At 60.7% G+C, this 13,315-nt stretch carries 11 protein-coding genes and 1 pseudogene; 3 read left to right on the top strand and 9 right to left on the bottom strand.

All coding sequences use genetic code 11. The annotated features are described in order from the left end of the window. From FHT28_RS10910 to FHT28_RS10900, 3 genes are all read right to left on the bottom strand, one after another. On the bottom strand, positions 1-567 hold the full coding sequence (locus tag FHT28_RS10910; RefSeq protein WP_168596245.1) for an isochorismatase family protein: 567 nt from the start codon (positions 565-567) through the stop codon (positions 1-3). A gap of 59 nt (positions 568-626) precedes the next feature. After that, positions 627-1,052 carry a MarR family transcriptional regulator gene (locus FHT28_RS10905; protein ID WP_246704842.1) on the bottom strand — a complete coding sequence of 142 codons (426 nt, stop codon included), beginning with the start codon at positions 1,050-1,052 and terminating at the stop codon, positions 627-629. A gap of 156 nt (positions 1,053-1,208) precedes the next feature. Next, positions 1,209-2,033 (bottom strand): AraC family transcriptional regulator, encoded by an 825-nt coding sequence (locus tag FHT28_RS10900; RefSeq protein ID WP_168596243.1) that lies wholly within the window; start codon positions 2,031-2,033, stop codon positions 1,209-1,211. A gap of 96 nt (positions 2,034-2,129) precedes the next feature. On the opposite strand from FHT28_RS10900, the gene FHT28_RS10895 reads away from it, so the two are divergent. Continuing rightward, a complete protein-coding gene (locus FHT28_RS10895; RefSeq protein ID WP_168596242.1) occupies positions 2,130-3,059 on the top strand; it encodes a phytanoyl-CoA dioxygenase family protein in 930 nt (309 codons plus the stop codon). Positions 3,060-3,137: 78 nt separating this feature from the next. Then, a pseudogene (locus FHT28_RS36145) lies at positions 3,138-3,332 on the top strand (hypothetical protein); the annotation flags it as partial. A 57-nt stretch (positions 3,333-3,389) separates the two neighbouring features. Here the strand turns inward: FHT28_RS36145 and FHT28_RS10890 are convergent. The 5 genes from FHT28_RS10890 to FHT28_RS10870 all read right to left on the bottom strand — a co-directional run bounded on the left by FHT28_RS10890 (position 3,390) and on the right by FHT28_RS10870 (position 10,095). Next, the gene (locus FHT28_RS10890; protein WP_168596241.1) at positions 3,390-4,739 is read right to left on the bottom strand and encodes a cytochrome c; all 1,350 of its coding nucleotides are present in this window, start codon (positions 4,737-4,739) and stop codon (positions 3,390-3,392) included. Positions 4,740-4,912: 173 nt separating this feature from the next. Beyond that, positions 4,913-7,177 (bottom strand): xanthine dehydrogenase family protein molybdopterin-binding subunit, encoded by a 2,265-nt coding sequence (locus FHT28_RS10885; RefSeq protein WP_168596240.1) that lies wholly within the window; start codon positions 7,175-7,177, stop codon positions 4,913-4,915. Further along, positions 7,174-7,635 carry a (2Fe-2S)-binding protein gene (locus FHT28_RS10880; RefSeq protein ID WP_168596239.1) on the bottom strand — a complete coding sequence of 154 codons (462 nt, stop codon included), beginning with the start codon at positions 7,633-7,635 and terminating at the stop codon, positions 7,174-7,176. Before FHT28_RS10880 ends, FHT28_RS10885 begins: the two co-directional genes overlap by 4 nt. 219 nt (positions 7,636-7,854) lie before the next feature. Then, positions 7,855-9,255 (bottom strand): M20/M25/M40 family metallo-hydrolase, encoded by a 1,401-nt coding sequence (locus tag FHT28_RS10875; RefSeq protein WP_168596238.1) that lies wholly within the window; start codon positions 9,253-9,255, stop codon positions 7,855-7,857. A gap of 120 nt (positions 9,256-9,375) precedes the next feature. After that, entirely contained in the window at positions 9,376-10,095 is a 720-nt protein-coding gene (locus FHT28_RS10870; protein ID WP_037192901.1) for a CDP-diacylglycerol diphosphatase, read from the bottom strand. 291 nt (positions 10,096-10,386) lie between these two features. Here FHT28_RS10870 and FHT28_RS10865 point away from each other — a divergent pair, with 291 nt between their 5' ends. Then, complete coding sequence (locus FHT28_RS10865; protein ID WP_168596237.1) at positions 10,387-11,289, top strand: LysR family transcriptional regulator; 903 nt, start codon at positions 10,387-10,389, stop codon at positions 11,287-11,289. Between the two features lie 116 nt (positions 11,290-11,405). On the opposite strand, the gene FHT28_RS10860 is transcribed toward FHT28_RS10865, so the two are convergent. Next, positions 11,406-13,292: an MFS transporter gene (locus FHT28_RS10860; RefSeq protein ID WP_047558773.1), complete on the bottom strand. Its 1,887-nt coding sequence runs from the start codon at positions 13,290-13,292 to the stop codon at positions 11,406-11,408. Positions 13,293-13,315: the final 23 nt, after the last annotated feature.

Here is a 13,315-nt window from a genome sequence, read left to right as displayed (position 1 = left end):
TTATTCGCCCCGGCTTGCAAGCAGTTGCATGACGTCGTGGGCAGTCCCGGTCTCGCCGAGCCGCGGGAAGATCTGGTTGATGCTGTATTCGTGCGCCTCGGTGCGCGCGTCCGTCATTGCATCGATGGCAAGCGTCACATTGAAGCCCTGTTCGTAGGCCTGTCGAGCTGTCGACTCGACGCCCGTGCCGGTCGCGACGCCGGTGATGACGACCTGTGTGACGCCCCGCGACTTCAACTGCCTATCCAGATCGGTACTGGCAAAAGCACCCCAAGTTCGCTTTGTCACGACGATGTCATCGGGCTGTCGATCGATCTGCGGAATGAAATCGGTGAAGTCCTCGGAAAGGACGCTTGCATGTTGTCGTTGCTGTTCCGTGCGGCCGGGCGCCACGCCGGCAACATTGACGAGCACGATGGGAAGCCGATGCTTGCGGAATGCACCGATCAACTCGACCGTCCTATCCACGACCGGGCCGATGGCGTGGATGAAGCGTGAGCCGATGATGCCCTTCTGGAGATCGACAACGATAAGTGCGGTCTTTGCGTCAAGCGCGGTCAGCGCCATGGGATTTCCTTTTTCGGATTGTTCGCAGATTTCGGGGGAGGAACCGTTGATGTCGATTGTCAATCGTCGACCAGCCGCCGCAGCAGCTCGAGGGATGTCCGGAGTTGCTCTTGCTCCTCCAGGGAAAGTCGCGCTTCGATCTTGCGATGCAGCCAATCCTGCCGCGCGGCACGGCCCTCCTGAATCAATCGAAGGCAGGTGTCGGTGAGCGACAGGATGGTTTGCCGCCCATCCGCCGGGTCCGGCACGCCATCGACAAGCCCGGCCGCCTCCAGCGCACTGACGACCGCCCCCATCGACTGCGGCCGCATGACTTCGGCGCGCGCGAGGTTTGATGTCGTCGCCGGACCGTCCTTATCGAGGCGCAGAAGCACAGATATCTGCGTCGGCGTCAGGTCTCCGACATTAGCCTGTTCACGCAGCCGGCGTTTGAGCTTGCTCATGATGCCGCGGAGATCTTGTGCGAGGGCGGCGGCATCCGCCATGTGAGGTTTATCCGATTGATCACTCATACGCACTTCATACCATATATGAAGGCAAACTGTAAAGATTATCTTCTAAGATAGGCTTATCATATGTACGCGAACTAGCGAAGCTCGCATTCTAACCAGCGGTCCTCGCCAATAATTTTGATTGACGCTTCAAGTCCTCTTGTAGCGTGCTCGGAATTCGCGCGGCGTGCAGCCTTCCCTTTCATGAAACAGCCGCGAAAAGTAAAAGGCGTCGCCGATCCCGACCCCAGCGGCAATGATCTCGATCTTGTCGTCGGTGGTTGCCAGCAACTCCTTGGCGTGATCCATGCGCACCCGAAGCTGGAAGCCCTTTGGCGACAGTCCGATTTCTGTCGTGACCTTTCGGCGCAGCGTGGCAGCCGACATTCCATGTTCGGCGGCGAATGCGGCCATGTCGAGTGGTTGCATGGCTCTTTTGCGAAGCGCTTCGACGATCGCGGCGATATCAGATCCGTCACGGCGTGACGGTGTCGCATGGCTTGCCTGCCGGGCCGCCGACACGACGATCTGGTGAAGAATTGCGGCGGCAGAGGCTCTGGCGAGGTTCGTATCGTCGAGCAGATCGGCGTGGAGACTGGTGAAGAGGCGCTGCACCCGGTCGAGATTGCGCAGGGCCACGATTGGGGATTGTTCGCTAATGAGCCGCAGTCGCACGAAGTCGCGCACGAGTGAACCTTCGAAAAGCGCCCACCGTTCGCTCCAGCCTGAAGCATCCGGCCCATATGAATGCTGTCGGCCCGGAAAAAGCCAGAAAAGCGCCGGCCCCTCCACGCTCTGCCGGCCACAGGCAACGGTCTCGAGAAAGCCCTGGCCTTGCTCCACCAGAACCACCGCATAACTTGGCAGCTTCCGGTCCCTGACCGCGTGCCTCACCTGCTGTTTTCCACTACCGGTGACTGCAAGGCCGCCGGCTGCTGCGAGAGGGGATCGATAGACTGCTTCGGCTGTTCTCATCTGAGCGAAAAGTCCAGTATGGCTTTCCTCTATGTAGGAGAGTGTCCTTATCCGCTACATTCTGGACACTATCAACGCAAGCTTCGGACGAGTGAAATGTCGGTTTCCGCACAGGCGACGCAATCCAGCGAGGAGAGGCCCGCCCTTACTGCTAACGGAAAGATCCTGTCGACGGCACCGGATCGGTTCGGATATCTGACGCCGACCGATCCGGCGATCGGTGTCGGGGCCATCCGCCGTCTTTACGAGGAGAACGGCTACGTATGGCTGAAGGGCTTTTTGCCGCGCAACGACGTCATCGAATTCCGCGGCTGGGTTTTCGGCCATCTGGCCAGCGTTGGACTGATCGAGCAGGGAACGGATCCGCGAGAAGGGATCGCAGCCGCGGCTGTGACGGACAACAGGGCAGTGGACCGATATCTCATGTCTCTGGTCCGGTCGGTTGCATATGAAGGCTTCTGCGCGCAGCCACGCATGGCGCGTTTCATGGACGAATTTCTGTCGGGCATCTCCTATTTGCACAAGCGCAAGATCATGCGCTATGTCCGGCCCGGCACGACAACCGTGACGCCGGCGCATTACGATCTCGTCTATCTCCGCGGCGGCACGAGCCGGGTTGTGACTACATGGATTCCCCTTGGCGATATTCCGGTCGAAATGGGCGGCCTGGTCTATCTCGAAGGATCGCACGCGATCGGCCTCAGGATGGAACGTGAATTCAGCGAGCAGAACGGGGATCTGAGCCCTGAGGAACGCATAAGCGCCTACAATCGAAACATGACGGAAGGCGGATGGGTTTCAAAGGACTTGCCCGACATGGCGGAGCGTTTCAATACGCGTTGGTTGGCCGCGGACTACCAGGCGGGAGACATTATGCTCCACTCGCCCTTTATGATCCACGCGTCGACGATCAATCAGGACAGGAGTCAGCGGTTGCGCCTGTCCACCGATATCAGGTACCAGAACGTCAATGACGAAATCGACGCACGATGGAACAACCATTGGAGCCTGGACGATATGCTTTAGTGTTGAGCGCGGATGACCTGACCTCCTGATCTGCTTGGCGCGGAGAAACGCATGCCATAGAATTGGAGAGGCATTGGCGGCGTCGGGCTCGGCCTGTCGATTGCCCGGGCCGTTGCCCGGCATCATGGTGGCGAGATCCTCCTTCAGCCAAACAATCCCGGCCTCAGGGCAATCATCTTATTGCCGCAGGAGGGGCCATGTGAAGGCGTCCTCCAGGGTGAGCAGACGAATGAGGCGAGCGCGGCCTGCCAAGCTTGCGGAGCAGCAATATGAGGCGGAAAGTTCATCGGACCTTTTCGCCCAACCTTGTTTGAGGGCTCGGCGGCAGATCTATCGCATTTGGAGCACGATGGGACTGCTGCTTGCCGGATCGGTGTGCGTGCGCAGGGCTTTCACGTCGTTGGCCACAACCGGTCCCCCTTGATTTCCCCAGGAGGAGCGCACGAAAGTCAGGACATCGGCGATCTGTTGATCCGAAAGCTGCTGTCTGAACGGAGGCATGCGATAGGCGTCCGGAATGCCATTCGCCACGACGCGGCCGGAGCCGTTCAGGGTGACATTGATCTGGGACGCGTTTTCCTTCGCAAGCGACGAGGTCGATCCGGCCAGAGGTGGAATCCACGGCGCCTTTCCGCGGCCGTCGACACCATGACAGAAGCTGCATTTCGCCACGAATGTCTGGGCGCCGGGGTTGTCCTGATGGGCAGGAAGGGAAGCGCTATCCGCGGCGGCCTTGACATATTGCCAGGGCGTCCCGTCGCGGGCAGGATCCCCAGGCAATGATTTTAGATAATGGCTGATCGCCCTCAGGTCGTCGTCGGTCATGAACTGCGTCGAATTGTTGAAAGCATCCGCCATCGAGCCGAAGACGACGCCGTGCTCGTTCCTGCCGTTCTTGAGAAATGCGTAGATGTCCTCCTCGGTCCACCGGCCGAGACCGGTATTGGGATCGCCCCGCAGGCTCGGGGCATACCAGCCGTCGAGAAGAGCGCCGGAAAGGTAGAGCGGGCTGCTTTCATCGAGCGCCTTTTCCGCCATGGTTATTGCACGCGGCGTATGACAGCTTCCACAATGCCCCGGCCCTTGGACGAGATAGGCACCCCGGTTCCAGCTGTTATCGCCGGCGGTCTTGGGTTGATAGGTTCCGCCCTCTGTGAAAACCGCGTTCCACAGAGCCAACGGCCAACGCATGTTCAGCGGCCATTTTATGTCCGAAAGCCTGCTTGCCTGATGAACCGGCTCGACCCGGTTCATGAAGTAGGCATAGAGCGCTCGAATATCGTCGTCGCTCATCTTCACGTAAGACGGGTAGGGCATCGCCGGATAGAGACGCTGTCCATCGCGCGCCACGCCCTGGCGAACGGCGCGGTCGAAATCGGCGAGCGTATAGTTGCCGATGCCGGTTTCCTTGTCCGGCGTTATATTCGTGGTGAAGATGGAGCCTAGCGGCGTCCCCATCTCGAGGCCTCCGGCAAAGGGGGCGCTTTTCGGCGTGCTGTGACAGGCAACGCAGTCACCCAGACGCGCGACATATTCGCCCTGTTGAAGCAGCTGCTCCGATGGAGCCTGCGCCTCGGCGATATTGTCGAAGGGGGAGGCCGGTTTGCGGGTGACGAACCAGGTGAGGCCGCCAGCGACAAGCACGACGATCAAAAGAAGAACCAGAAGAAATTTCCGCAAGGGCGCCTCACGTCTTTGCTAGAGGGTTTCGTATTCGGCTATTCGGCTATTCGGGAGCCAGTCGCGATTGACTGCTTTGCCGAACAGACCGGATCAGCTTGCTGATTTCCGGCTCCCCGTCCGATAAATGGACCGGGAGCCGGAAACGTGCGCTGCGCAGCGAGAGCTGCGCTCTAGCTTTCGAACGTGTAGTTGGAGAGCGGCATGCTGCGGATCCGCTTGCCGGTCAGCGTCGAAACCGCATTGGCGACCGCCGGAGGAATGGCGGGAAGACCCGGCTCGCCGATGCCGCCCATCTCGGCCCCGCTTTCGATGATGCGAACATGCACGCGGGCCATGCGATCGGGCGGCAGGATCGGATAGAGATCATAGTTGCGCGCCACGGGCTCGCCGTTCTTGTAAACGGCTTCCTCCATCAGCACCTGCGATAATCCGAGAGCGGTTGCCGAGTTGATCTGTGCTTCGATGATTGCCGGATTGACGATGCTGCCGGGGTCGATTGCCTCCCAGACGTCGTGAACGACGACCTGCCCGTTGCGGATGGAGACTTCAGCTATCGCCGCCGTATGGCTGCCGAAAGGAGACGCCATTGCGAGGCCGCGCGCTCGGCGCGAGCCATCTTCCGCGGTGAACGGTCCCCGCTTCCAGCCGCCGGAGAGATCGCCGACAGCCTTCAGCAGATTGCTCAGCCGCTCATTCTTCTGCAGCAGCTTTAGGCGCAGTTCGTATGGATCCTGCCCGCCCTTGTCGGCCAGTTCGTCCAGAAATGTCTCATAGAAGAAGTCATTCATGGAATTGCCGACCGAACGCCAATAGGCGAGCATCGTCGGATTTTTCACGTAGATCTGGGCGATGCGGTAGTTGGGGATGGCATAGGACTTGCCGGTCAGGCCCTCCAGGGCTGTCGGATCCAGCGAGTCCTCCTTATGGCCGAAAACGCCTTCCGTCGGCCCTTCGCAAGCGCTGATGGCTTCGAGCGCGACGGGCATGCCGCTGGCGTCGAGCGCGCCCCGGAAACGCACCGCGGCCATCGGGCGCAGCGGGTCGCGCAGAAATTCCTCCTCGCGGCTCCAGATGAGCTTGACCGGGCGCCCGACCGTCTTGGCAAGTTGGATGGCCTGGGGATAGGGGTTGGCGGATGGATAGAGAAAATGGCGCCCGAAGAAGCCGCCGAGAAGCGGGCTATGGACCGTGATTTTCGATGCATCGAGCCCGGTCAGCTTGGCAATGTCGGCCTGGAATTGCTCCGGCGCCTGGTTGGGCATCCAGACTTCCAGAGTGCCGTCCGGGTTGAAGCGTGCCAAGGTCGAGGGCGGCTCCAGTTGTGCGTGATGCACATACTGGCTCTTGTAGGTGGCCGAAACGACGGTCTTAGCGCTCGAGAGAGTCCCGGGGGTATCGCCGACATTCTCCGCGTCCTTGCCGGTGCCCGGCTCGTTTGCCAGCCGATCGCTGAAGGCTGCGGTAGAGAAATCCGCCGGCATCTGGCGAAACGCGGGATCGGCATCCGGGCCGGGCTCTTTCCAATCGACCTGAGCCGCTTCGGCGGCGCGCTTGGCATTCCACCACCGCTCGGCAACGACGCCAACAGCGCCTTGCAGGTTATGAACGGAGTGGACGCCCGGCATCGCGCGAAGCTGGTCTTCGTTGCGGATACGGCCGACGATCAGGCCTAGGCGCGGGGCGTGCTGGACGGCGGCATGCAGCATGCCGTCGACCTTGCAGTCCATCGCGTAGACCGCCTTGCCCGTCGATTTGTCATAGACATCAAGCCGCTCGACCGGCTTGCCGATCCAGCGGAACTGGCTCGGGTCCCTGAGCACTACGCTCGCGGGGTCCGGCACGGGAAGATCCAGTGCCTCTGTTGCGACCTCGCCATAGGCGAGGGAGCGTCCGGACGCGGCGTGGATCACCCAGCCCGGCTCTGTCGTCAGTTCGCCGATCGGCGCATCCAGGCGCTTGGCGGCGGCCTGCAGGATCATGTTGCGTGCGAGCGCACCGAGCTTGCGCATGGTCTCATAGCTCGTGCGCACGGACATGCTGCCGCCGGTGATACGCATCTTGCCGTGCACGACCAGATAGTCGTTACCCGTCGGTGCGTTCTCGACCACGAACATTTTCGGATCGACATCGAGCTCTTCGCCGACGATCTGGGCCATCGCCGTGAAGACGCCCTGGCCGCCTTCGGCGAATGGGCTCATGAAGCGGACCGTGTTGTCGGGGCGGATTTCCAGAAACGCAGGGACGCGCGTGCCCGGAGGCATGGGGCCGGCGGCCTGCTGCGCTCGTGCGGTGCCGATCGGAACGCCGAAGCCGAGGACAAATGCGCCCGTTGCAGCCCCGGCGGAGGCAAGGAGAAAGCGCCGCCGCGAGATGTTGACCGGAGATCCGGTCGGGAATTCATCTTCGGGAACAAGATTGCGGTTGGACTCGGTCATAGCGTTTCTCCTTCTTTCGAGGAGAGGTCTTTGACGGCCGCCTTGATCGCGTTGTACGTCCCGCATCGACAGAGATTGATCATCGCCGCGGCGATCTCTTCGTCAGAGGGATTGGGTGTCTCCTTGAGGAGCGACGTCGCGGCGACGACCTGACCCGATTGACAGTAGCCGCATTGTGGAACCTGGTGCTTGACCCAGGCGGTGACCACCCGTTTGCCGACGGGATCGTTTTCGATGGCCTCGATCGTGGTGATCTGGCGACCAACGACGCTGTCCAGTGGCGTCACGCATGAGCGCACCACTTCTCCATCCACAAGGACGGAACAGGCGCCGCATTGCGCCAGCCCGCAGCCGTATTTCGTGCCTGTCAGGCCCAGTTCATCGCGGATGATCCAAAGGAGCGGCGTATCTCCGTCCGAGGTGACTTGGTACGACTGACTATTGATCTGAAGATTCATGAAATGCCTCCTGCGGCTTTCGATTGCGAACCTTCAACGCCGTGCGTCGTTTGATGATCTGAATGCTCAACAACCGGATGACGCATAGCTCAGGCTCACAACCCCAGACTACAATATTTAAGCTGTCTCATCAAAAAGATTAGTATGTGAATCGCGATAGAAGTTAGAAGCCAGATTCATAAATCATTGGCTGAGCAACACGACGATAGCGGCTTCGCATCATATATCGCCGAAGGCCGCCAGGATGCGCACCCAGGATCGGATCCCCTTGTGAAAGCTCGAGAGATCGTATTTCTCGTTCGGGCTGTGGACGCGGTTGTCGAAGCGGGCAAAGCCGACCAATAGCGCATCGCAGCCAAGCCGCCGCTTGAATTCGCCGATGATCGGGATCGATCCGCCAGTTCCCGCCAGCGCTGCCTCGCGCTGCCATTCCGTAGTCAAAGCTTCCAGTGTCTTGCGCAGAAACGGGCTGTCGAGCGGCATCGTCGTTGCGGGTGCCAAGCCATGGTCCTTGAAGCTGACCGAGCAGTCGGCCGGAATACGAGCACGCACATGCGCCTGGAATGCGTCACGGATGGCGATCGGATCCTGGCCCTCGACCAGGCGAAAGGAGATCTTGGCGCTCGCCTTTGCCGGGATGACCGTTTTGAAACCAGCGCTTGTATAACCTCCACTCATGCCGTTGATCTCGCAGCTCGGACGCGCCCAGATCTGCTCGAGGATCGAGCGGTTCTTCTCGCCTGCGGGGATGCTGAGGCCGATATCGCGAAGGAAGCCTTCTTCATCGAAGGGTAGCGCCTGCCACTGCTTGCGAACCGCATCCGGCAATTCCCGCGTACCGTCATAAAAGCCGGCGATGGCCACGCCGCCATCCGGCGTGCGCAGACTGGAAACGACATCCGCAAGGACTTGCAATGCATTGCGCGCGGCATTGCCGAACATGCCGGAATGCAGATCGCGATCGGCGCAGGTCACCTCGACTTCCTGGCTGACCAGGCCGCGCAGCATGGTTGTGACGGCCGGGGTGTCATGGTCCCACATGTCGGTATCGCAGACGAGAACCGTATCCGCGGCAAGCTCGGCTGCCGTCTTGTCGAGAAATGGAGCCAGGCTCGGGCTGCCTGCCTCTTCCTCGCCCTCGAACAGCATGCTGACCTGGATGGGCAGGGCGCCTGTCACGGCTTTCCAGGCGCGACAGGCTTCCACGAAGGTCAGCAGCTGTCCCTTGTCATCCGATGCGCCGCGCGCAACGATGGCGGTGTCGCCGTTTTCGAGCGGCTGCAATACCGGTTCGAAGGGATCGGTGTTCCAGAGCGCCAGGGGATCGACGGGCTGCACATCGTAGTGGCCGTAAAAGAGCACATGCGCCCCGGATGCCGCCTTGTCGTGAGCGACCACCATGGGGTGGCCGGTGGTATCCCGGACGGACGCATCGAAGCCCATGGCCGTCAGGTCTGCGGAAAGCCATTCCGCGGCCCGGCGGCAATGATCGCCATAGGCAGGATCGGTGGAGATGCTGGGAATGCGGATAAGGTCGAAGAGCCGACCCAGGCTTTGATCGATGGTGCGGTCGACATGGGCAAGAACGGCATCGATCTGATCGGCGGTAGGCTTCGGCATGGGCTCGTTTCCAGGCTGTGGGTTTCGCATCCTGCCACCGGCAGGCAACGGATCATGCAAGGAAACGGCCCATGTTTCAAATCTTTAGCGTTGCCGCGCAGAGGTCATCCGCTATCGTCATCAATGCTCGATGGCGCAGCTGTGATCCTGCACATCCTCGCCGCCCATGCCGGGTTTAGCGACGTCAGTCAGAACGATGAAGCCGGGGCCTTCGGCGAAGTTGGCGCCGACAACGACGAGATTGTGACCGCCCATGTCCTTTGCCGGGTCCTTCAGGGTCTTGGCAAGCGCCAGGAATGGATTGAAGTCGCCCAGTGTTTCGCCCTTGACGCGGATCGCGGTGAACTGATGACCGGCAATAGCATCCGGCAGCGGCGCCCAATCGGTCCCGACGCGATCGGCATCGGCCTTCAGGACAGCGCGGGCATCCGTGCTGAGGCAGTCGATGTGGATGTGAAGCTGGTTCTGCGAGCGGGCCTGCTGCGCGTTGACGGCCAAGCTCAGACCGTCGCGAGGGATCGCATGCGGCAATCTGGAATCGACATCACCTTGTTCGGCCCAGGCATCGGCAAAGAAGTTGTGCGTCGCCGGATTGAGGAGATCGGGGCTTTCGATGCCGGTGATCTTGTCGGTGGGGATCAGAAGAAACTGCGCGATACCATTCAGGTCCTTCAGCATCGCATAGTGTTCGGCGGTGTTTACCGAGAGGCACGGAGCGGTTTGCACCGCGCATCTGTCATGAACGATCTTCCACAGCACATCCGAGTCGGCAAAGGCCGGAGCGAAAAGAAGGGGAAGGAATGAGGCGGCAAGAGCCGTGACGCGGCGAGGAGGTGTCATGGCAGGAAATTCCCTTGTTCAAACGGTGGGGCATTCTTCGAAATTGTGCAGGCTTAGCATGGAGCTGTGAGAGCGTTGTGACGGACATAATTGCCGCAAACCGCTCCTCACGATCGCTCCATCTTGGCCGCTACGCAATGTTTTATGTCCTGATGTCGTCACCAGGACATCGGTTGTAAGCTAGGGCACGACGTGATTCGTGCGCATTAAGATCAGTGCTATGATGATATTCAGTCACTGTAAGCGCCCTGCAACTATGGGAGCAATACGCGATGAAAGGAATGGCATCGAATGGCTTTCGATACGCGGCTTCTGACCGGCGTCGGCGTCCTCGCGGCGGTTACCGAAGCGGGAAACTTTGCGCGCGCCGCCGAGATCCTCGGCCTGACGCCATCGGGCGTGAGCCGGGCGGTAGCGCGCCTGGAGGCGCGGGTCGGCGTGCGCCTCTTCGATCGCAATCCCCGCGAGGTCAGCCTTACCGAAGAGGGACGACGCTTTCACGAACGGGTCATGCCGCTGCTGACGGGGCTGGACGAGGCCGCCGCCGAGGCGGCAGACGCGGCTGCGGTCGTAGGCGGCCGGTTACGCGTTTCGGTGGATCCATGGTTTGCGCGCATGGCGCTTGCCTGCGAGCTGCATCGGTTCCTGAGCCGCTATCCCCTGCTGTCGGTGGATTTCTCGACCAGCAACTACCGCGAGGAGATGATGGCGAGTGTCGATGTGGCGGTGCGCTTCGGGCCGCCGGACGCATCGTCTCTGATCGTGCGCAAGCTGCTGGAAACCCGCGTCGTGACGGTTGCTTCGCCGGCCTATCTCGAAAGGCAGGGCGAACCGCGCTCGCCGCACGATCTTGCCCATCACGAGGCGCTTCTCTTTCGCGATCCGCAAACCGGCGTTCCCTTCCCTTGGGAATTCCAGCGAGGAGGCGAGTTGGTTGAGATCAGGTTGCGCAGTCGCCTGGTGTTGGACGACCCTTCGGTTGCCATTTCCGCATGCCTGGCGGGCAACGGCATTTTTCAAAGTCTGGCGATCGGCCTGGCGCCCTTCCTGTCACGGGGCGAACTCGTGCCGATCCTGTCTGAATGGTCGGAAGAGCTCTTTCCGCTCTATGCCTATCACCCCTCCCGCCATCTTCCGCCGGCGAAGGTCAGGGCCTTTCTGGATTTCGTCCAGGAAGTGGCTGCCGGATTGTGATCCTTTCCAGCGTGCGAGGGCGCCGTTCGCAGACTCGCTTCATACCGAAATTGAACCGGCGAGGAAGGCCCGACTTGGGGTGGAGGTCGGGCCTTCTTTTATTGCTCTCCGTGCTGCTACTTGATGGCGTTGAGATCGACGCCCTTGCTTTCGCGGATAAAGATAACGCCGATGACCAAGGTCATCGCGGCGATCGCGATCGGATACCACAGCCCATAGTAGATATCGCCCTTGGCCGCGCTCATCGCAAAGACCGTTGCCGGAAGCAGGCCGCCGAACCAGCCGTTGCCTATATGATAGGGCAATGACATGCCGGTATAGCGGATGCGGGTCGGGAACATCTCCACCAGGATTGCGGCGATCGGGCCGTAGACCATGGTCACGTAGATGACGAGAACGGTCAGAATGGCGATGGTCAGAGGCCAGTTGATCGCCGAGGGATCGGCGACCATCTTGAAGGCACCGCCATTGGGTACGGTGTAGACCGGCATCTCGGTTGCGCCGGCGGCCTGGTCCGCCGTCAGAAGCTTCGCCTTGACGAGATCGGCAACGGGCGTGACGGTCTTGTCGCCAGCCCGAACCGTTGCCGCATTGAGCCCGAGTTCGGGGTTTGCGGCAATGAAGCCATCGAGCTTGGCATCCGGCACCTTGGCGGGATCGCGTGCCAGCGGGAAACCGGCCTTCTGCAAGGCAAGGTTCATATCGTGTGCGAATGAGGCGCTCTTGGCCGTCGCACCGGCCCCGGCTGCGGTGGCATCATAAGATGTCACGGTCGCGTCACCGATCTTGATGGTTGCGGGTTGCCCGGCCGGCCCATCGGCAACCGTATAGGGAACCGATGATTTCGACAGGAAAGACGTGGCGATATCGCACGAATTGTTGAACTTTGCCGTGCCGACCGGATTGAACTGGAAGGTGCAATCGCCGGGGGCGGCCGTCACGACGGCGCGGATGGTTTGTTCAGCCTGGGCGAGCGCCGGGTTTGCCGCGTGGGTCAATGCCTTGAACAGCGGGAAATAGGTGAGGATTGCCAGGGCAAGACCTGCCATGATGATCGGCTTGCGGCCGATCTTGTCGGACAGCCAGCCGAAGAACACGAAGAAGCCGCTGCCGATCAGAAGCGCTATGGCGATCATGATGTTGACCGACTGACCGTCGACCTTCAGCACGTTCTGCAGGAAGAACAGCGAATAGAACTGGCCCGCATACCATACGACAGCCTGACCGGCGGTGAGGCCGAACAGGGCAAGCAAGGCAATCCGGGCGTTCTTCCATTGTCCGAAGGCTTCCGACAGCGGCGCCTTGGAGCCCTTGCCCTCTTCTTTCATCTTCTTGAAGGCTGGCGATTCACTGAGGGATAGCCGGATCCAGACGGAAATACCGAGAAGGATGAAGGACAGGATGAAGGGAATGCGCCAGCCCCAGGCAGCAAACGCATCCTTGCCGAGCCAATTCTGCACCACCAGGATCACGATGAGCGACAGGAAGAGCCCGAGCGTTGCCGTGGTCTGGATCCATGATGTGTAAAAGCCGCGCCGGTCATTGGGTGCATGTTCGGCGACATAGGTCGCCGCACCACCATATTCGCCGCCGAGCGCCAGGCCCTGCAGCATGCGCAGCGCAATCAGAATGACCGGGGCAGCGACGCCCCAGCTGGCCGAGCCGGGCAGGATACCGACCAGGAAGGTCGAGAGGCCCATGATGAGAATGGTGACCAGGAAGGTGTATTTGCGGCCGACGAGATCGCCGATCCGCCCGAAGACCAAGGCACCGAACGGCCTGACGAGGAACCCTGCGGCGAAAGCGAGCAAGGCAAAGATGTTGCGGGTTGCCTCCGGATAGTCACTGAAGAAGGCTGCGCCGATGAAGGCGGCCAAGGATCCATAGAGATAGAAGTCGTACCATTCGAACACTGTGCCGAGCGAAGAGGCAAAGATGACCTTCTTCTCTTCCCTGGTCATGCCTCCTCGACCAGTCGTCTCAGCCACGGATGTGGTTGCCATTACTCAATCCTCCCAATTGCACC

The organism is Rhizobium sp. SG570, assembly GCF_012275345.1.
Lineage (GTDB): Bacteria > Pseudomonadota > Alphaproteobacteria > Rhizobiales > Rhizobiaceae > Rhizobium > Rhizobium lusitanum.
Note: the sequence above shows the minus strand (reverse complement) of the source record. Positions and strands in the feature narration are given on the sequence as shown.